The organism is Roseateles amylovorans, from assembly GCF_025398155.2.
In the GTDB taxonomy this organism is placed as follows: domain Bacteria; phylum Pseudomonadota; class Gammaproteobacteria; order Burkholderiales; family Burkholderiaceae_C; genus Roseateles; species Roseateles amylovorans.
In genome coordinates, this window is record NZ_CP104562.2 from 4169114 (window position 1) to 4188441 (window position 19328).

14 protein-coding genes and 1 CRISPR repeat array are annotated in these 19328 nt (G+C 67.5%); of the genes, 3 read left to right on the top strand and 11 right to left on the bottom strand.

Features of this window, described 5'->3' with window-relative positions; all coding sequences use genetic code 11:
- Positions 1-58 precede the first annotated feature (58 nt).
- From N4261_RS17250 to N4261_RS17260, 3 genes are all read right to left on the bottom strand, one after another.
- Complete coding sequence (locus N4261_RS17250) at positions 59-1141, bottom strand: alpha/beta fold hydrolase (protein ID WP_435531943.1); 1083 nt, start codon at positions 1139-1141, stop codon at positions 59-61.
- A gap of 237 nt (positions 1142-1378) precedes the next feature.
- Positions 1379-1987, bottom strand: coding sequence for a LuxR C-terminal-related transcriptional regulator (locus tag N4261_RS17255; protein WP_261756513.1), 609 nt, complete (start codon positions 1985-1987; stop codon positions 1379-1381).
- Positions 1988-2038: 51 nt separating this feature from the next.
- Positions 2039-3667 (bottom strand): ATP-binding protein, encoded by a 1629-nt coding sequence (locus N4261_RS17260; RefSeq protein ID WP_261756514.1) that lies wholly within the window; start codon positions 3665-3667, stop codon positions 2039-2041.
- 266 nt (positions 3668-3933) lie between these two features.
- Here N4261_RS17260 and N4261_RS17265 point away from each other — a divergent pair, with 266 nt between their 5' ends.
- Together N4261_RS17265 and N4261_RS17270 are read left to right on the top strand one after the other, a co-directional pair.
- Positions 3934-4563, top strand: coding sequence for a response regulator (locus N4261_RS17265; RefSeq protein WP_261756515.1), 630 nt, complete (start codon positions 3934-3936; stop codon positions 4561-4563).
- A 303-nt stretch (positions 4564-4866) separates the two neighbouring features.
- Positions 4867-5334 (top strand): alpha/beta fold hydrolase, encoded by a 468-nt coding sequence (locus N4261_RS17270; RefSeq protein ID WP_354005373.1) that lies wholly within the window; start codon positions 4867-4869, stop codon positions 5332-5334.
- 1 nt (position 5335) lies between these two features.
- Here the strand turns inward: N4261_RS17270 and N4261_RS17275 are convergent, their stop codons facing one another.
- Positions 5336-5722, bottom strand: a complete 387-nt coding sequence (locus tag N4261_RS17275; RefSeq protein WP_261756517.1) for a hypothetical protein — start codon at positions 5720-5722, stop codon at positions 5336-5338.
- A gap of 172 nt (positions 5723-5894) precedes the next feature.
- Between N4261_RS17275 and N4261_RS17280 the strand changes: the two genes are divergently transcribed.
- On the top strand, positions 5895-8954 hold the full coding sequence (locus N4261_RS17280) for a sensor histidine kinase (RefSeq protein ID WP_261756518.1): 3060 nt from the start codon (positions 5895-5897) through the stop codon (positions 8952-8954).
- 193 nt (positions 8955-9147) lie between these two features.
- On the opposite strand, the gene N4261_RS17285 is transcribed toward N4261_RS17280, so the two are convergent.
- From N4261_RS17285 to cas1e, 7 genes are all read right to left on the bottom strand, one after another.
- Entirely contained in the window at positions 9148-9474 is a 327-nt protein-coding gene (locus N4261_RS17285) for a hypothetical protein (protein WP_261756520.1), read from the bottom strand.
- 11 nt (positions 9475-9485) lie between these two features.
- Positions 9486-10142, bottom strand: coding sequence for a hypothetical protein (locus tag N4261_RS17290; protein ID WP_261756521.1), 657 nt, complete (start codon positions 10140-10142; stop codon positions 9486-9488).
- Positions 10126-10479, bottom strand: coding sequence for an immunity 8 family protein (locus N4261_RS17295; protein WP_261756522.1), 354 nt, complete (start codon positions 10477-10479; stop codon positions 10126-10128). The genes N4261_RS17290 and N4261_RS17295 overlap by 17 nt, the downstream gene beginning before the upstream one ends.
- Before the next feature lie 8 nt (positions 10480-10487).
- Positions 10488-11195 (bottom strand): hypothetical protein, encoded by a 708-nt coding sequence (locus N4261_RS17300; RefSeq protein WP_261756523.1) that lies wholly within the window; start codon positions 11193-11195, stop codon positions 10488-10490.
- Between the two features lie 222 nt (positions 11196-11417).
- Complete coding sequence (locus tag N4261_RS17305) at positions 11418-11993, bottom strand: hypothetical protein (protein ID WP_261756524.1); 576 nt, start codon at positions 11991-11993, stop codon at positions 11418-11420.
- A gap of 89 nt (positions 11994-12082) precedes the next feature.
- Positions 12083-18038: a CRISPR direct-repeat array (repeat unit 29 nt; unit sequence CGGTCCATCCCCGCTCACGCGGGGAACAC).
- A 68-nt stretch (positions 18039-18106) separates the two neighbouring features.
- The gene (gene cas2e, locus N4261_RS17310; RefSeq protein ID WP_261756525.1) at positions 18107-18406 is read right to left on the bottom strand and encodes a type I-E CRISPR-associated endoribonuclease Cas2e; all 300 of its coding nucleotides are present in this window, start codon (positions 18404-18406) and stop codon (positions 18107-18109) included.
- Between the two features lie 5 nt (positions 18407-18411).
- On the bottom strand, positions 18412-19326 hold the full coding sequence (gene cas1e, locus N4261_RS17315) for a type I-E CRISPR-associated endonuclease Cas1e (protein ID WP_354005413.1): 915 nt from the start codon (positions 19324-19326) through the stop codon (positions 18412-18414).
- Between the last annotated feature and the right edge of the window lie 2 nt (positions 19327-19328).

Sequence of the window (19328 nt, forward strand, 5' to 3'; positions counted from 1 at the left end):
GCCTGCTCCACGCGCCGGTCACTCAGTCACTCAGTCACTCGGTCAATCGATCAATCGGTCACTTGAGGTGGCGTTGAAGGAAGGCGCGCATCAGTTGGCTGATCTTTTCGCCCTCCTCTTCCAGCGCGAAGTGGCCGGTGTCGAGGAGGTGCAGCTCCGCCTTCGGCAGGTCGCGCAGATAGGGATGCGCACCGGGCGGCGGGAAGATCTTGTCGTTCTTGCCCCAGACGATCAGCATCGGCGGCTGATGCTTGCGGAAGTAGGCCTGCCACGACGGATACAGCGGCGGATTGCTGCCGTAGCTGTAGAACATCTCCAGTTGGATGTCCTTATTGCCGGGACGGTCCATGTAGGCCTGGTCCACCGTCCAGGCATCGGGACTGATGCGCTGGGTGTCGCGAATGCCTTCCGTGTACTGCCATTTGGTGGCGGGCAGCTCGAACAGCGGTCGCAGCTTCGCGCCGTTGGCCACCGACTTGTCGGCCCAGTAGGCCTTGGCCGCCACCCAGAACTCGTTGTCGATCCCCTCGTCGTAGGCATTGCCGTTCTGCACCACGATCGCGCTGATGCGCTCCGGATGGGCGGCCGCAATCCGATATCCAATCGGCGCGCCGTAATCCTGCACATACATCGCGAACCGGGTGAGCCCGATGGCGGTGGTGAACTTGTCGACCACCCGGGACAGGTTGTCGAAGCTGTATTCGAACTTGTCCATCGGCGGCATGTCGCTCTGGCCATAGCCGGGATAGTCCGGCGCGATCACGTGATAGCGATCCGCCAGTCGCGGAATCAGGTTGCGGAACATCTGGGAGGACGTCGGAAAGCCATGCAGCAGCAGGATGGCCGGCGCGTTCTTGGAGCCGGCTTCCCGGTAGAACACGTTCACCCCGTCCACCTTCACCGTGCGATAGCGAACCGCCGCGGAACTGACGACATTCGTGGCCTCCGGGGCCGAGGGCGCCGCGCTGGCCACCATCGGCGCAGACAGCGCCACCACCATCGCGGCCACGCATTGGCCGATGCGCCGAAGCACCGACGTCGGGGCCGAGCCGCGCGTCCGTGGGCCCGCCGTCAGCGGCCATGAGGCCGACGATCTCGGGGTGCCAGGCCCCTGGGAAATTGGCTCATTCGGATTGATCATGAAATGCTCCGTGAATGGATCGATGAATGAATGAATGACTGAATCAATGAACCGATGAACCGATGAATCAATCAATCAATGAATGCCGCGGCGAGATGAACGGCCCGCCCCGGTCGTCTGCGCGTCTGGCGCCGACATTGAAAAGGTATTCGTTCGACGCCGATCGCGGGGATAAGGCTGGTTAATCGTGGTCAAGGCGCGGAGGGATGCGCCGCAGGGGACGGCGCGGAGTCGCCGTCAGGCGGCGAACTCCACCATGCCCAATTCGGTGGCGATGATGGCCGCCTCGGTCCGGGAACTCGCCGCCAGCTTGCCCAGGATGGCTTTGACATGGCACTTGACCGTTCCCGGCGCAATGCCCAGCCGAAAGGCGATCGACTTGTTGCACTGGCCGCGACACAGCAGCGCCAGCACGTCCTCTTCGCGGGCCGTGAGCGGCTCCCTGGAATAGCTGGTTGCCATGCGCTGGGCCACTTCGGCACAGACGTAGGACCGACCGGACGCCAACGCGAAGATCGCGGACAGCAGCTCGCGGGTCGAGCAGGCGGACAGCAGCAGGCCGTGCACCCCTTGCCGCAAGGCGGCCCTCACCGGTTGCTCCCTCACCTGCGACGAGATCACCAACAGCCGGATGGACACGGCCGTCGCCGGGTCACCCGATTCCACCAGCTGAAGGCCGGTGCTCCAGTCGGTGATGAGCACATGCGGCGCCTCCTCATGGCCGGCGGGGTCCTCGTCCATCAGCTGGATCGCGCGGATGGTCTGAAGCACCGCGTGCAGCCCGATCGACAGCAGCGGCTCGCTGTGTCGCACCCGGACGCGGATGGGGTCAAGGCCGAAGTCCATCATGAAGTTCTCCCGCGGCGCTGGCCCGCATGTGTCTTTGTCCACTGTCATTCACACCGCCGACAGGGTGGTTTGCAGCTTGCCGACCGGACAGGCGCTGCCCAGCCCGTCGTCCGTCGAGCAGGGCCCGAAGGGCTCGCCTGCCACGGGGCCATCCGTCCATGGGACCGGCCGACCGGGGTGCAGGTCATGCGGCCGACACCGCAGCGGCGGCCCGTGCTGGGCCGCCTGCCGATCGAGCAGGCAGCGCCGGGTGGTGTGCAGCAGGCGATAACGGAGGGCATCGCCCGCCATGTCCGCCTTGTCCGCCATGTCCGCCTTGTCCGCCTTGTCCGCCTTGTCCGCCTTGTCCGCCTTGTCCGCCATGACCAGCGAGGTCGAGACCAGCCGCCGAACCAGCTCGGCCGCCGAGGCCAGATCGATCCCGGCCACACTGGCCACGTCCTCCAGGGCAAACCCGTCCGGAAACACGCAGGCGGCGCGCATGAAGGCGCCCTCGTCCGGCGACAGCGCCCCCAGGCTCCAGTCGAGCATCGCTGCCAGGCAGCGATGGCGGGGATCAGTCGCCCGGCGTTCGACCCGCCGATGGAAACCGTCATCGATCTGGCGGAGCAGTCCGCCCACGCCCACGTCACCGACCACCGCCGCCGCCAGTTCGATGGCCAGCGGCAGTCCGTCGAGCCGGCGGCAGATCGCTGCCACGGCCTTCACCTCGGCATCGCCGAATTCGAAGCGCTCGCACCGGGCCGACGCCCGTTCCACGAAGAGCCGAATGGCGGGATAGCGCAGCGCGTCTTCCGCGCCCAGCCGCACCGTCGCGGGGGGCACCCGCAGCCCCGCCAGGCGGCGCACGCGCTCACCGGCGGTGTTCAGCGGCTCCCGGCTGGTGACCAGGATCTTCACGCCGGCGGCCTTGGCCAGCAGCGTCTCGGCCAGTTGGGCCACGGCGTCAACCTGCTGCTCGCAGTTGTCCAGCACCAGCAGCAGCTCCAATGGCCGCAACTGGGCGCACAGGTCGGACGCCGGATCACCGCCCCGCAGCGCCGCGCCCACGGCGGCCGCCACGGTCGCGCACAGCGGCGCCGTGGGCGCCTGCGCCGCCAGATCGATCCGCCACACGCCATCCCTGAAATCGTCGACCACGGCCGCTGCGACCGCCAGCGCGACGGCGGACTTGCCCACGCCGCCCGCACCGACGATGGACAGCAGACGGCCGCCCTGCAGTACGTCCTTGAACAGGGCGATCTCCTCACACCGTCCGACCACATGCGCCACGCATGCCGGCAGGTTGTGGGTCCAGTGGCGGGAGGGCGCGGCGGCGGCCTGCGGCCCCCGGAAGGTGGCCGTCTCGACCGGGGCCACGAAGCGATAGCCGCGCCCGTTCACCGTCGCGATGAAACGCGCCGACCCGGGCGCATCGCCCAGCGCCCGCCGCAGCGCGGCCATGTGCACCTTCAGATTGCCCTCTTCCACCACCGAGCTGGGCCACACCTGGGCCAGCAGCTCGCGCTTGGTCACGAGCTCCCCGGCCCGGCTCGCCAGCACCGTCAGCAGGTCCAGTGCCCGGCCGCCCAGGCGCACCGGGGTGCCGGCGCACATCAGGGCCTGACACTCGGGGACAAGAACGAACGGACCGAAGGTGAACGACCTCGGCAGGGATGCGGTGCTGTGCGGGCTCATCGGCCTCTCCTTCGTCGGAGGAACGGGTCCTCGCCTGGGTCGCGGGACCGGAGCGACGCCTTGACGTCCGGCGCCCGTCCGACCGATGAGGCGCACTCTAGGGAGGAAGCCGCCGGGTCACCAGCCGCGATGCAGGGAGCGTCGACTCACTCGATCGAGTGAGTCGCGCGCGGGGGTTGTTGACGCCTTCGCGGGATTGCCGTTAACGTGCCGAACCGCCCGCTCGGGCGCCCTGCCCGCCTGCCGCCTTTCGAATGTCACAGCCCATGGAACGCCCGATTCGCCTGATGGTCGTGGATGACCACCCGATGGTCCGCACCGGCATCAGTGCCATCACGTCGGCGCAACCGGACATGACCGTGGTGGCGGAGGCCGAAGACGGCCTGGAAGCGGTAGAGCTCTTCACCCGGCACCAGCCGGATGTGACGCTGATGGACCTGCAGATGCCGCGCATGAGCGGCATCGCGGCCATGGAACGGATCCTGAAGCAGTCGCCATCTGCCCGCATCGTCGTGCTGACCACCTACCGCGGCGATGTCCAGGCCATGCAGGCGCTCAAGACCGGCGCCTGCGGCTATCTGCTGAAGAACACGGTACGCAAGGAGCTGGTCGCGGCCGTGCGCGAGGTCCATGCTGGACGGCGCTACATCGCGCCGGAAATGGCGCGCGAGCTCTCCCTGCGCTTGACCGACGAATCCCTGTCCAACCGGGAGGTGGAGGTGATCGGCGAAGTGGCCGCCGGCGGTTCCAACAAGCAGGTGGCCGATCGGCTCGGCGTGTCGGAGGAAACCGTCAAGAGCCACATGAAGAGCATCCTCGGCAAGCTCGGCGCCAGCGATCGGGTGCAGGCGGTGGTCATCGCCATGCGCCGAGGCATTCTCAACGAGGTGCTCTGAGGGCCTGCGTGGGCCCTGGTGGTCGCGGTCCGCTCTGCCTGACCGGTGGGACCTGTCGGACCGGTTGGAGCTGTCAGTCTTCGTTGAGGCAGTCTGCGCCTTGCGTTGCGCACCACCGCCCACCGCCGCCCCGTCCCCCTGTCGTCTCCATCGCCCGGGGGCGGCCGCATCACGCGATCGAGACACCCGCTCTCTCTTTCGGGATAGACCGCAGGAGAGACGAGGAATGCAGCGCCCGGATCGACCATGTCCGCCGAGCGCGAGCCGGTTGGCCTCGGGCCGCCCCCACCGACGAGGACTGACATGAGCCGCAACCACGCCCCCCGATCCTTTTGGCACTCGGTGCGCCGCATGGTGTCGCCGGACAAGGCGGAGTCGGTGCAGACTCTGGTCGCCCATCCGCCGGAAGGGGTCATTGGCCCGCCCATCCTGCCCTCGACCGACGGCTTCCTGCGCATGGACCGCGACCAATTCGCCGCGGCCTTTGGCGCGGACCTGCCGCCGGCCCGGGCCCGCTTCCTCGCCGATGCCCAGGTGCCGTGGGGCATGGCGGCCTTCGATGGGACGATCGCCACGGCCTCATGGCGCAGCAAGCCCAGTTGGTACCTGGTGGCCACCGACGACCGAATGATTCCTCCGGCGGCACAGCGCGCCATGGCGCTGCGGGTCGGTGTCTCGGTGAGCCAATGCGCCGGCAGCCATGCGATCTATGAGTCCGATCCGGCGGCCGTGGCGGCGCTGATCGAACGGGCGGCTCTCGGACGGCGGTGAGTCAAGGGGCATCGGTCTCGTCGTCCCGCGCAAACACGATCCGGCGTCGGCCGAAGCATCGCGCATCCAGGGAGTAGGCGCCGGGGCCGAGCAGCGCCAGCGCGACGGCTTCCAGGACCAGGCAGATCTGCATCAGATCGACCGCCGGCGGCATCAGCAGCCAGGCCCGCCCCACCACCAGGACGCACAGGATCGCGATGACCGGCGTCAGGAATCCGATGACCAGTGCCGCGGACGCTGCCCAGGCGATCACCGCCATGGCGCCCCGGTTCAGCGGATCGGACGGCCAGCCTGTGACCTCAGCCACCAGCATGCACAACGCCACACGCATCAACAGCAGCGCAATCCCCGGCAGGCCGGTGGGAAAGCAGGAAAAGAGTGTTTGCATGCGAGGGATGCTAGGCAGGCCGCGACGGCATCGACAGGCCCGGGAGAGAGGCTCGGGCTATCCATTGCGAGCGAGTCCTGCGGGGATCCTGGCGATGACGAATGGCGCAAATGGTGCAGTGGCTGCAGAGGCTGACGCGGGGGCACTGGCTGCACTGGCCGCGATGGCTTCGATGAATGCAAGGGCCGCGCTGGCTGCTGCGCTGCGGCCGATGGGCGCAAGGATGTGGGCGCTGGGACTGGCGCTGCTGATGTGTGGCGAGGCCTTCGCGCTGCACGCCGATCTGGGTCTGAGCGCGTTCACGCGCACGAGCTGGACGGCCAAGGACGGCTATCCCCACGCCGTCACCGCCATTGCCCAGACCCGGGACGGAACACTCTGGCTGGGCAATGCCAGCGGGCTGTACCGCTTCGACGGGCTGCGCTTCCGGCGCGAGGACCTGCCGCGGGACGACCGGGTCTCGTCCGCACAGGTGTCCAAGCTGATGGCCTCCCCCACTGGCGGACTCTGGATCGGCTTCACCATGGGCGGCGCGGCCCTTCTCCAGGACGGCCGGCTGACCGCCTTCACCCCCCAGGACGGCCTGCCGGCCGGCACGGTGAAGGCCATGGCCATTGAGCAGGACGGCACGGTCTGGCTGGGCACCACCCGAGGTCTGGCCCGATTCGCTGATTCACAGTGGCAGATGGTGGACAAGGTGCCCGGCCATCCCGCGGTGCATGTCACCGGCCTGCTGGCCGACAGTGCCGGCGCGCTGTGGTTGGTCTCCACCGAGCAGCTGTGGGTCCGTCCACGAGGGTCGGTCTCGTTCCAGCCGGTGCAACCCGCGCTTGCCGTCGATGACAACACCGGCATTGCCGAGTCGCCCTCGGGCGAGGTGTGGCTGTGCACGATGAAGGGGCTGCAGCGGCTGCAAAGGAACGCCCCGTCCCCTCGACCCGCAGCCCACACCAACGGGATGAACCTCACCGTGGATCGAGATGGCGGGCTGTGGTGCAACGACCGCACCGGCGCCTTGCGCCGGGTCGGGCGCCCCGCGGGGATGACGCAACTCCGCTGGGACCAGGCGGCGTCAGTGCCGTCGTACACCGAGGACACCCGATTCGGCGCCTTCCAGAATGCCGGCATCACCGAGGACGACGAAGGGAACCTGTGGCTGGCCTCCATCACCGGTCTGCATCGGTTCTCCGAGCCCCGGGTTCGGCGACGGCTGGACGGCACCACGGCGGCGCTCAACACCCACACGGCCGCGTTGGTGGCGGGCGACCAGGGCACCGTGTGGCTGGCACAGCGCTTCAGCGCCCCGATTGAAATTGCGGACGGCACGGTGACCGCCCACCCCACGCTGGGCGGTCACTCCACCGCGCTTCGCAGCGACGACGGGGCGATCTGGTTCGCCGGCTACTTCCATCTGACGCGCCTGGCCGGCGGCCGCACCGAACGCATCGATCTGCCGGCGGGCACATCGACCGAGGTCCAAGCCCTGGCGCAACGCCGCGGCGGCGATCTCTGGGTCTCCCTGATGCGCACCGGCGTGTTTCGCCGCAGGTCGGGCGAATGGACGGCCAACGGGGGCGTGGCGGCCTTGCCCCGGATGCCCGCCATCACCTTGGCGACCGATGCCTCCGATCGGCTCTGGCTGGGGTACATGGAGGGCCGCGTTGCCGTGCTGGACGGTGATCGGGCGACCGTGTTCGAGGACGGCAACCGCCTGCCCATCGGCAACGTGACGGCCCTGTACGGCCGGCGCGGGCATGTCTGGGCCGGCGGCGAATTCGGCCTGGCGGTGCTGGATGGGTCGGCATTCCGCACGGTGACCTTGCACAGCGGCGCCTCCTTCAACAGCGTCACCGGCATCATCGAGACCGCTGCGGGGGAGGTATGGGTGAACAGCAGCCGGGGCATCACCCATTTCTCCGCCGCCGAGGTCCGGCGTGTGGCCCAGGATCCCGACTACCGGCCACGCGGCGAGACCTTCGACACCCTGGACGGCGTGGAAGGCGGCGCGGCTCGCCTCAGGCCCTTGCCCACCGCTGTGGAGGGCACGGACGGGCGGTTGTGGTTCCTCACCAGCGCCGGTCTGTATGTCATCGACCCGCCGCGCCTGCCACGCAATACGGTGCCGCCGCGTCTGCACATCGACTCGCTGACCCTCGGCGACCAGCGCTTGCAGCCCGGGCGCGACATCACCCTGCCCGGAGGAACCACCGCGTTCCGGATCGGTTATGTGGGTCTCAGCCTGACGCTGCCGGAGAAGGTCAGCTACCGCTATCGAATGGACGGCGTCGATACCGACTGGCAAGACGCCGGCAACCGGCAGGAAGCGCTCTACACCGACCTCAGGCCCGGGCGTTATCGCTTCCAGGTCATGGCGAGCAATGCCGATGGGGTCTGGACCGACCGCCCCGCGACGCTGGACATCACCCTGGCGCCGACCTTCGTTCAGACGCGGTGGTTCCTGGCGATGTGTGTGCTGGCGGCGACGCTGCTGGGCTGGCTGGTCGTTCGTCTTCGGGTACGGCAGATGGCCGGCCGCCTGCGCGCGCGGTACGAAGAACGCATGGCCGAGCGTGAGCGCATTGCGCGGGAACTGCACGACACCCTGCTGCAGAGCACCCAGGGACTGATCATCCAGTTCCAGGCCGCCACCGACCGCATGGCCGCGAATGATCCGGCGCGGGCCGCACTCAACGAGGCGCTGGACCGCAGCGAAGCGGTGCTCACCGAGGGCCGCGATCGGGTGCTGGATCTTCGACTGTCCTCGCCGCCGCAGGACGATCTGCCGGAGGCCTTCGCCGCCACGGGGAAAGCGCTCGTGCAGGGCCGTGACATGACCTTCCGGATGCTGGTGGAAGGCACGGCCTGTCCCCTGCGGCCCGTCACGCAGGAGGAGATCTACCTCATCGGTCGAGAAGCGCTGCTCAATGCGCTGCGCCATTCGAAGGCCCGCGCCATCGAGCTGCAGCTGATCTACGCGGCGGATCGGTTCTGCATGCGGGTGCGCGATGACGGCATCGGCGTGGATGCGCCCACGCTGGCCGCCGTGGAGCGCCCGGACCATTGGGGCGTGCGCGGGATGCGCGAGCGGGCTGCACGCATCGGCGCGCGACTCGACTTCTGGAGCCGTCCTGCGGCCGGCACCGAGATCGAGCTGTGCATGGCGGCGTCGCTGGCTTATGCATCAGCACCGCCGCGCCGGTGGTGGGCCCGTCGGCGGTCCGTGTCGCGCTGACGGCCCTGCTTGGCGTTGCCGGCGCTCACCGCGAGCCATCACCAACGCTTATTTGGCGACGATGCGCCGCACAGCGTGGTGGCGCTTTTCTCCCGGCATTGAGAGCGATTGGGCACAGGGCCCGCTGATGGGAGGGTCGGCCCTGCACTCGGGCCGCGCATCGGCGCAGGATGGGCGTGGCGGGGCTGTCGTCTCAATGCCCTGCATCCATCGCATCGGCCTGAGCGCGCAGCGCGTCGACGCGGTCGTCATCCGCCGGCCCGTGCAACCACAGGTGCTGCGCGAAGCGGCGCAGGAGCGTCGGCGTGGCGGCATCGAGTTCGAGCAGCCGCTCGAAGGCGGCGGTCTTGTCGGCGATCGGCAGGTCGTCGGTCGCGTCCTCATCGAGCACCGCGACGATGGCCGCCACATCGCCCGCCTGCGTGCGGCCCAGCGCCTGGATCCAGTGCGCGGAATCGTCTGCATCGCGCGAGGCCATCAGGCGTCGGCCCAGCTCAAGAATCGAATCATTGGTCGTCATCTGGTGGGATCCTAATCTGGTCGGTAATAGGTGCCGATGCCCATCTTGTCAGCAGTGAAGCGGGCGAACCGATATTCCACCTTCTCGCCGGACACCGTGATTTCACGCGTGCCACTGGCGCCTTCGTCGGGAATGCCGCCGGCGCCGTGGATGTGGCGCAGGATGGCCAGTTCCACCTCGTTCATCGTGCCCAATTGGGTGATGTCCTTGCTGGGCGGCTGATTGGCCTTGTGGTGATTGGGACGGTAGCCGTGACCAGAGGAGAAGATGAACGAGATCGTGCCCACCTCCCAGATCTGTCGGTAGCCATCGCCGGCACCGGAGACCTCGCGGGGTGCGGTGGGGATCACCGTCGGCTCCACCCAATAGATCTTCTCGCCCTGTTTGTCGCCGGGGCGGTACCAGCGGTCGTCGCTGTCCCGCGACCAGACCAGGCCCTCGGCGTCTTCATAGGTGAAGACATGCGGATCGCTGGGCGGCTTCAGTTGGGCGACGGCGGCGGAGCGGGACTCAGGACCGAAGGCGGCGGCGATCTGTCGGCGCTGGGCGCTCAGGCGCGGACTGTCGTCCACCCAGCGTTGCAGCGGACCGAAGGACTCGCCCTGAGGCGCGGCACGGGACGACTCCGCCCGCGACGCTGATTCGCGAGGCTCACTGGTCTTGGTCATATTCCCACCGCGCCTCGAGATTGAGTCGCGCCGCGATGGTCTGCCAGTCCGGGCCGGTGGTGCTGGCGCACAGGCGGGCGATGGCGGCGTGGATCGGCGCGTAGTCGTAGCGCGGCACGATCAGGTAGCCGCGCGCGGGCAGCGGGTCGTCCACATGGGCCGCGAGCCATGCCGGTGTGCAGACCATGAAATTGAAGGTGTCTGCGGCCTCCTGGCCCACCACGCCGACCAGTGCCTGAACCAGGATCCGGAAATTGGCGGGATCCTGGGGGTGGTCGTGCGCCAGATCGGGCAGATCGGGGCTGTGCAACCGCTTCAAGTCGCCTTTCAAGGTCATAGCGTCTCCTAAGCAAACAGGTCGAGTCCGAAGCCGCCGCCCTCGTCGTCGCTGCCGTCGTCGGTTTTCTTTTCAGGCGGCGGCTTCACGGGCGGCTTGTAGTTGGCCTTGTTTTTCCAGTCCTCGTGGTCGGCGAGTCCGGTGATGGTGACGTGCGCATTAAAGTCGTAGCCGCCCTCCTGGCCCACCTTCGCCTCGTAGTTGGCCTGTGCGGTGCCCTGCGCCTGGCCAGACATCTTCATCATCGGAGGCCGGTACTGGCGCTGCCCGTCCGCGGCCACCTTGGAATCCCAGGCCGATGCGCCGTAATAGATCGAGGTGGGGCCGTCGCCGACCCACTCATCCCCCACCGCATTGGCCTGGTCCACGGTGGTGTCGGCATCCAGCGTGCCATGGTAGGTGCCATGCGCCTGCTGCACCTCGGCCAGCTTGTTGGTCAGCGCATCCAGCGAGATGGCCCGCTGCACCACGGCGCCCGCGGGGGACTGCAGCGTGGTGGCAGCCAGGCCGGCGGCCTGCAGCGTGAGCGTTCCACCGAAGGCACCGCGCAGGGCCTGCCGTTGCGCCAGCATGCGTGGCGAGTGGTCGACGGCGGCTTGCAAGGAGGTCTGCCATGCGGGCGCGATGGCTTGGGCCAGGGGTCCGGCCTGCCGGTGGCCTGACACCGCGACCGGCTGAGGCTGCGCCCTGTCGGCGTCGGTCCTGTGGCTCTTCATGGCAGCGTCCCTGGGATGAGACAGATCGTCGATCTGAAGCATCTCAATGTCGGGCCGCGGGGCCGGTGCGGGTATCGGAGGGATGCGGAGATGGGAAGGCGGGAATGCGGAGAGCGGTCAGGTGCCTTCCAGGGTTGTGTTCGGTCTATTCCCGCTCACGCGGGGAACACATCAACAGATGCTCATTGCTGTGCATGATGGAATTGAGACCCGCCTCCGACGTCAGGACGACATCACTATGCTCACGATCCTGCCCCCGGATAGCCGCACGCGCTGCATTAGCGCGCCGCCTTGCTGGGCCGAGGCGACTTGCCAGCTGACCACAGTCGTGATGAAGAAATCGCCGTCAGCCAGGTCGGCGAAAACGAAGTTTCCCTGGGCGTCGCACTTTTCCGAACGGCCAGTGGAGAAGTAGGCGGGCGGTTCGGGTGTCAGAGGCGGAATTCGTCTCGCGTAGCCTGAATCAACCGGTCCATACACGAGCTTCATCCGCTCGATTGCGTACGCCGTTGCTGGAGTCAAGTAGACGCTGGAGCCGGCACAGGTGACGACGCCGCCACCCTTCTGCCGCATGAACGCGTTTCCCTTGATGGCGTTATTGCCAGGAGCAAGCATTGCCTGGGCGGCAGCCTCGTCAAAATTGGCGTGGATGTAGAAGGGCACTTCGGCCGCAGGCTGACGCATGGTAGTGCACCCGCTCAGTGCTGCGGCAGTCGACAGCACGGCAGCTATTAATCCCACACGACTCGGGTTGGCCAGCACCGCCGCCATCAATCGAACTTGATGCTGCTTCGCCATCTTCATCCTCCTTACCGTTAAAGCCCCATTGTTGAAGGCGGCTGGACGATGAGCAATACCTGTCTGGGTGGGTACAGGCGCTGTCCGTGCGGTCCATCCCCGCTCACGCGGGGAACACGCCGGAACAGTGATCTTTGATGCCCGATGTCCGGTACATCCCGGCTCACGTAGGGAACACGGGGTCTTCCCGCCGCACTGTCCTGTTCGCGCCGGTCCATCCCCGCTCACGCGGGGAACACGCGTCCAGGTCACTGGCGCCGCCCTCTTTCGCCGGGCCATCCCCACTCACGCGGGGAACACCTGGTAGGCCTCTACGGCGCTCTCGGTCCAGTCGGTCCATCCCCGCTCACGCGAGGAACACTCGGTGCTGCGCGCGCTGGCGAGGTCGAACGACGGTCCATCCTCGCTCACGTGGGGAACAAGATTCGAGCCACTCGCGGCCCAGCCGGCGCAGCGGTCCATCCCCGCTCACGCGGGGAACACGCGCTCAGCGGGCGCAAGTCGCCGCGCCCCAGCGGTCCATCCCCGCTCACGCGGGGAACACGCGATCGAGTCCATCACCGAGCGGATCGCGGCCGGTCCATCCCCGCTCACGCTGGGAACACTGAATGTCGGACTGGTCGCGCTTCTGCACCACCGGTCCATCCCCGCTCACGCGGGGAACACGAGGAGGTGCGGCAGGAGGGGTGCCCGTTCGTCGGTCCCTCCCCGCTCACGCGGGGAACACGTCCATGGTCAGCCAACTGACGGCGGCAAAGCCGGTCCATCCCCGCTCACGCGGGGAACACGCAGAATTTGTTCGTTCATGGTCGTGTTGGTCCGGTCCATCCCCGCTCACGCGGGGAACACGATCTCGAGTTGCCGCTCTGCGTCGATACTCGACGGTCCGTCCCCGCTCACGCGTGGAACACAAGTCAAGCTCTGCGTCCTCGATGCCGGACGACGGTCCATCCCCGCTCACGCGGGGAACACCTTGCCCTCGGCGACCAGTTGCGCCTGGCGCTCCGGTCCATCCCCGCTCACGCGGGGAACACAAGCGCATCACCTCCTCGGGCGTGAAGAACACCGGTCCATCCCCGCTCACGCGGGGAACACGCGTCGCCGATCCTGCCCACGCCGCTGGTGGACGGTCCATCCCCGCTCACGCGGGGAACACTCCCCCTCGTTGATCTTCAGGCACTACCTGCGCGGTCCATCCCCGCTCACGCGGGGAACACATGGCCACGCGGTCGATTTCCAGGGCCATCACCGGTCCATCCCCGCTCACGCGGGGAACACACGTAGGATCCCGGGCCACTCGCGGGGACGTTCGGTCCATCCCCGCTCACGCGGGGAACACCGCTCGATCTCGGCCAGGATCAAGGCCCCGGCCGGTCCATCCCCGCTCACGCGTGGAACACGCCCTCAGAGTTGTGAAACGGTTTTTCGGCGGCGGTCCATCCCCGCTCACGCGGGGAACACAGCGTCAGCCTCAATGGACTGGCGGGCAATAACGGTCCATCCCCGCTCACGCGGGGAACACAAGGGGATGCCGGCATTCCCCGGCCCGGTCTTCGGTCCATCCCCGCTCACGCGGGGAACACGATAGCCGAACCAATGGCACTGCCAACACGGTCGGTCCATCCCCGCTCACGCGGGGAACACCCACGCACCCATCGGATAGATGTCGGCAGAGACGGTCCATCCCCGCTCACGCGGGGAACACTCGTCCGGCCAGGTGAACGCGAAGCTGCCGTCCGGTCCATCCCCGCTCACGCGGGGAACACCTGGTACGCCCAAATGGGGAGGTGCTGCAGGCCGGTCCATCCCCGCTCACGCGGGGAACACCTGCTGCTGATCGGTCTGGCTGCAGTTGCGTTCGGTCCATCCCCGCTCACGCTGGGAACACGGCTCGCATCCAACGATGTAGAGCCATGTGTTCGGTCCATCCCCGCTCACGCGGGGAACACACCGCGCGTGCACTGTAGCGGTAACCCTTCAGCGGTCCATCCCCGCTCACGCGGGGAACACCGCTGCAGCGTCCCCACAAGCTCCTCGCCTGCCGGTCCATCCCCGCTCACGCGGGAAACACGCGGATGCCGTCGTCGAGCCAGCCGACGCCGACCGGTCCATCCCCGCTCACGCGGGGAACACGCTGGCATCGTCAGCGAACCCATGGGAAAACTCGGTCCATCCCCGCTCACGCGGGGAACACCTGCAGTCTCGACGGCCACGACTCTGGGCGACCCGGTCCATCCCCGCTCACGCGGGGAACACGGCTACTCCGGCGCAGCAACCGCCAGTGGCAACGGTCCATCCCCGCTCACGCGGGGAACACATGTCAGGCGACGCCAGTGGGACACCGGTGCGCGGTCCATCCCCGCTCACGCGGGGAACACCACAGGCCCTGATGCCGCCCCTGCGTGATGATCGGTCCATCCCCGCTCACGCGGGGAACACGGGATAAGCCCCCCCAGGAAACCATCTCCGTTCGGTCCATCCCCGCTCACGCGGGGAACACCTTTTCAACATCGATGGCAGGCACTGCCTGCGCGGTCCATCCCCGCTCACGCGGGGAACACCCGACCAGCGGCGTCTGTCGCAGGTCGCGGGTCGGTCCATCCCCGCTCACGCGGGGAACACTGCCGGATCATCCGGTGCAAGGTCTTCCGTGGCGGTCCATCCCCGCTCACGCGGGGAGCACCCCCATGCGTAGGATTCAGCCCCGCCCAAATTCGGTCCATCCCCGCTCACGCGGGGAACACTCCCGTTTCGGTCGGCCCGACAACGTGTGGGGCGGTCCATCCCCGCTCACGCGGGGAACACCTGGGGCGCCTTTCGGCGCTTCGGTCTGCTCGCCGGTCCATCCCCGCTCACGCGGGGAACACCAAGTGGCCCTCGCCGCCCAAACGCGGGCAGTCGGTCCATCCCCGCTCACGCGGGGAACACGCATGCCATGTGGTGCGGCGCGAGCCCGAACGCGGTCCATCCCCGCTCACGCGGGGAACACGGGCTCGGGCAGTGAGGCCGAGCGCTCGCTGTCCGGTCCATCCCCGCTCACGCGGGGAACACGATTGGTCGACCGGCTATCAGCCGGCCAGGGCCGGTCCATCCCCGCTCACGCGGGGAACACATGGTGGCCGAGGGCACTCTACGGCCGGCACACGGTCCATCCCCGCTCACGCGGGGAACACGGCTTCACGGGCGACTTCATGCAAGAGTCGTTCGGTCCATCCCCGCTCACGCGGGGAACACGATGGGCGGCGGCGGCCCGGGGGAAGAGGCCTCGGTCCATCCCCGCTCACGCGGGGAACACATTTTCTGCACCGTGGCGGCGGTGGCCTCTTGCGGTCCATCCCCGCTCACGCGGGGAACACACCTGTTCGCCCACGTCGGGGGTGGTCCAGACCGGTCCATCCCCGCTCACGCGGGGAACACACGTCGCCCAGCACGCCGATCGGGGCGTAGGTCGGTCCATCCCCGCTCACGCGGGGAACACCCGGCGGGAACGCTGTTCAGGTCCGACGCGACCGGTCCATCCCCGCTCACGCGGGGAACACGCCGAACACGCGATCGATGGTTGGGCCCAGGTCGGTCCATCCCCGCTCACGCGGGGAACACGTTTGGAATAACGCCAACGCAACATTCGTCAACCTGGTCCATCCCCGCTCACGCGGGGAACACGCGTACAGGTCAAGGTTAAAGTTCTTTTTCGCCGGTCCATCCCCGCTCACGCGGGGAACACCACGTAACGATCTCGGCGACCTGCAGGATGGCCGGTCCATCCCCGCTCACGCGGGGAACACCACGACCTTCTGCTCGTCCTGGCGGACCGCGCCGGTCCATCCCCGCTCACGCGGGGAACACATGGGCGTGAGGCCAGTGAGAACCGCCTCAATCGGTCCATCCCCGCTCACGCGGGGAACACGGGATCGGTGGCGGCTCTGGCGGCTCGGACTACGGTCCATCCCCGCTCACGCGGGGAACACCCTTTTCTCCCTTCATGTCTTTTCAAACGGCACGGTCCATCCCCGCTCACGCGGGGAACACTTCGTGGAGATGCTGATCGACACCCCGCTGTACGGTCCATCCCCGCTCACGCGGGGAACACACAGCGGTAGATGCCACTCGATCCCGCGGCGTCGGTCCATCCCCGCTCACGCGGGGAACACTAGCCCAGCCGCGTGACGCCGCAGACCGTCAACGGTCCATCCCCGCTCACGCGGGGAACACCGGTGAATCTTGGCTCTGGCGCGCGCCCAGGTCGGTCCATCCCCGCTCACGCGGGGAACACATGCTTGCTCATGCCGTCCTCTCGATCACGTGCGGTCCATCCCCGCTCACGCGGGGAACACTCTTCCGTGAGCGCAGGGGCGGCGGTGTAGAGCGGTCCATCCCCGCTCACGCGGGGAACACCAGGAGAAAATGGAAGCATGAAAACACGCTGGCGGTCCATCCCCGCTCACGCGGGGAACACGAGCCCATTTTCGATGCCGATAGTTGCGTGTTCGGTCCATCCCCGCTCACGCGGGGAACACCGATTCGACCAGTCGTCACCGTCCTCGAACGCCGGTCCATCCCCGCTCACGCGGGGAACACGTCGTAGCAGGCCAGCGCCTGGACGATGAAGCGCGGTCCATCCCCGCTCACGCGGGGAACACCACAACGCGGTAATCGAACAACGTGGTGCGGGCGGTCCATCCCCGCTCACGCGGGGAACACCCGACACCACACAAGCCGCTGGGCTGGACGACCGGTCCATCCCCGCTCACGCGGGGAACACGCGCAATGGTTCCATCCACATTCCACTGAGCACGGTCCATCCCCGCTCACGCGGGGAACACCACCACATAGACGCCGACAATTGCGCCACGGTCGGTCCATCCCCGCTCACGCGGGGAACACATCAATGTCGTCCATGTCGCTCATGTCTCAGTCCGGTACATCCCCGCTCACGCGGGGAACACGTCGGAGCAGCTTCGAACAGACTCTGTTTGGCCGGTCCATCCCCGCTCACGCGGGGAACACATCGAGAAGGCTCCTTTGAAAAAGCACGGGGCCGGTCCATCCCCGCTCACGCGGGGAACACCCGTACTGGCGGATAGTCAGGATCTGATGCGGCGGTCCATCCCCGCTCACGCGGGGAACACCTTAGGTGAGATTAGGGGGTCAGGTCAGCGATCGGTCCATCCCCGCTCACGCGGGGAACACTGGCCCCGATGTTCAGGGGGATCTTCAAGACGCGGTCCATCCCCGCTCACGCGGGGAACACATGATCCGCACCCGGCCCTTCTTCTCCATGGTCGGTCCATCCCCGCTCACGCGGGGAACACGTCACTCGTCTCTTCCACAATCAGTTCCAGCGCGGTCCATCCCCGCTCACGCGGGGAACACCTCTTCGCCCAGTTCTCGCATGTAAGCCTGGGCGGTCCATCCCCGCTCACGCGGGGAACACGCCGCTCGTGAACGTTCCAGGCGATGTCCCAACGGTCCATCCCCGCTCACGCGGGGAACACTTACCGTGGATGTATCCCTGCACCGCAGCCATCGGTCCATCCCCGCTCACGCGGGGAACACGCGGATCCGCGCCGCCAGCGCCACGACGCGGGTAGGTCCATCCTCGCTCACGCGGGGAACACAAAAAGTCGCATCGAACGACAACCATAAGGGCCGGTCCATCCCCGCTCACGCGGGGAACACACCCTATCGAGATTCCTCCCACGGGCGCAGAGCGGTCCATCCCCGCTCACGCGGGGAACACTGCGGGCAGCTTGGCCGCTCGATCGAGCGCGGCGGTCCATCCCCGCTCACGCGGGGAACACTCGATTTCCGCAGCGATCCGCAGGCCAGCAGGCGGTCCATCCCCGCTCACGCGGGGAACACGAAAGCAAGCCCTCAGATGAATACGTCATGTCCGGTCCATCCCCGCTCACGCGGGGAACACATCTGGCCGTCGACGACGAAGGAATGGCAGACCGGTCCATCCCCGCTCACGCGGGGAACACGCGTCACACGCCTGCTTCTGGCGGTAGGCCGCCGGTCCATCCCCGCTCACGCGGGGAACACTCCAAACCTAACCCATTGTCCCCAAAGACAAATTTCCACCCCCGCCGGTCTACCGAATTTTCGACTTGTTAAAGAGCATCCGGATCCTGCGGCCTGAACGACACCAGCCGAAGCCCGTCGTAGTCCACCGGCTCGCGACGATTCGCGCCCAAGGTCTGAAACTCGAATCCGGTCTCGCTGCGACTGGCCCAGGCCATGACGACGTTGCCGCCCTCGTGGCCTTCAACCAACTGGTGCCAGATCATTTCCCTCGTCCGACGACTCACATCACCGATGTAGACCCCAGCGCGCACCTCCAGCAACCAGATCGCCAAACGCCCTCGCAGCCGCGGCGGAACGGCCTCCGTCACCACGACCAACATGCCCATGACAGCTACTGACTCCGATGACCCGCATCCCCAATGCCGGCAGGCACGGGAATGGCCGGAGCGACCGACTCCGGCGGAGCCTCCGGTGGTTGAATGCCGCCCGCTCCCAGCATCTCCTCCATGCCGGGAATGAGTCGCTCGAGCAATTTGCTCTGCCTGAAGCGGTCGCGACAGGCGATGCGAACCGCGCGCTCCGGCTCCTCTGGCTCCTTCGCCGCGATGGCAAATGCCAACGGCACCACGGTCTCGAACTTGTAGACATCGGCCACGTCATAGACAAACGACAGCGGCTTACCCGTATGGATGAAGCCAATCGCCGGCGCGTAGCCCGCCGCCAGCACCGCCGCCTCGGTGATGCCGTAGAGACACGCGGTCGCCGCGGACAAGCATCGATTCGGCACATCGGCCGCGTCCCAAGCCTGCTGGTCGTAGTTCCGCGCACGCCACTTCACCCGGTGTTCTTCTGCGAGCCGTTTGTAGGTGGCCCGCACGCGGGCGCCCTCGATGCCGCGCAGCTGATCGACACTTCGGCGCGCTGGCGCAGGCTCTCCGAAGCGCAACTCATACATCTTGCGCACGACCTTCAGCCGCAAGTCATCATCCAGCGCCAGCTTCGCTTGGTACAGCAATCGATCGGCGCGAGCACCTCCGGGTTGCCCGCTGGCATACAAACGCACGCCAGACTCCCCCACCCAGACGAGCAGCGTGCCCACCAGCGAAGCCAGTCGCACCGCCGCATGGGACACCCGCGTCCCCGGCTCCAGCATGATGCAGGCCACCGACCCGACCGGGATGTGCGTCCGCACGCCGGTCTTATCGATGAGGACAAACGCACCATCCAGCACATCGATCTGCCCGTACTGGACGAACACCATCGACACCCTGTCCTTGATCGGCAGCGGCTTCAATGGCGGCAGCAGGT

Coding starts and splice junctions, on each gene's coding strand:
- N4261_RS17280 (WP_261756518.1), top strand. CDS start 5,895: ATGAATGCAAGGGCCGCGCTGGCTGCTGCGCTGCGGCCGATGGGCGCA.
- cas2e (WP_261756525.1), bottom strand. CDS start 18,406: ATGGGCATGTTGGTCGTGGTGACGGAGGCCGTTCCGCCGCGGCTGCGA.
- N4261_RS17285 (WP_261756520.1), bottom strand. CDS start 9,474: ATGACGACCAATGATTCGATTCTTGAGCTGGGCCGACGCCTGATGGCC.
- N4261_RS17250 (WP_435531943.1), bottom strand. CDS start 1,141: ATGATCAATCCGAATGAGCCAATTTCCCAGGGGCCTGGCACCCCGAGA.
- N4261_RS17300 (WP_261756523.1), bottom strand. CDS start 11,195: ATGAAGAGCCACAGGACCGACGCCGACAGGGCGCAGCCTCAGCCGGTC.
- N4261_RS17290 (WP_261756521.1), bottom strand. CDS start 10,142: ATGACCAAGACCAGTGAGCCTCGCGAATCAGCGTCGCGGGCGGAGTCG.
- N4261_RS17270 (WP_354005373.1), top strand. CDS start 4,867: ATGAGCCGCAACCACGCCCCCCGATCCTTTTGGCACTCGGTGCGCCGC.
- N4261_RS17265 (WP_261756515.1), top strand. CDS start 3,934: ATGGAACGCCCGATTCGCCTGATGGTCGTGGATGACCACCCGATGGTC.
- N4261_RS17295 (WP_261756522.1), bottom strand. CDS start 10,479: ATGACCTTGAAAGGCGACTTGAAGCGGTTGCACAGCCCCGATCTGCCC.
- N4261_RS17255 (WP_261756513.1), bottom strand. CDS start 1,987: ATGGACTTCGGCCTTGACCCCATCCGCGTCCGGGTGCGACACAGCGAG.
- N4261_RS17260 (WP_261756514.1), bottom strand. CDS start 3,667: ATGAGCCCGCACAGCACCGCATCCCTGCCGAGGTCGTTCACCTTCGGT.
- N4261_RS17305 (WP_261756524.1), bottom strand. CDS start 11,993: ATGGCGAAGCAGCATCAAGTTCGATTGATGGCGGCGGTGCTGGCCAAC.
- N4261_RS17275 (WP_261756517.1), bottom strand. CDS start 5,722: ATGCAAACACTCTTTTCCTGCTTTCCCACCGGCCTGCCGGGGATTGCG.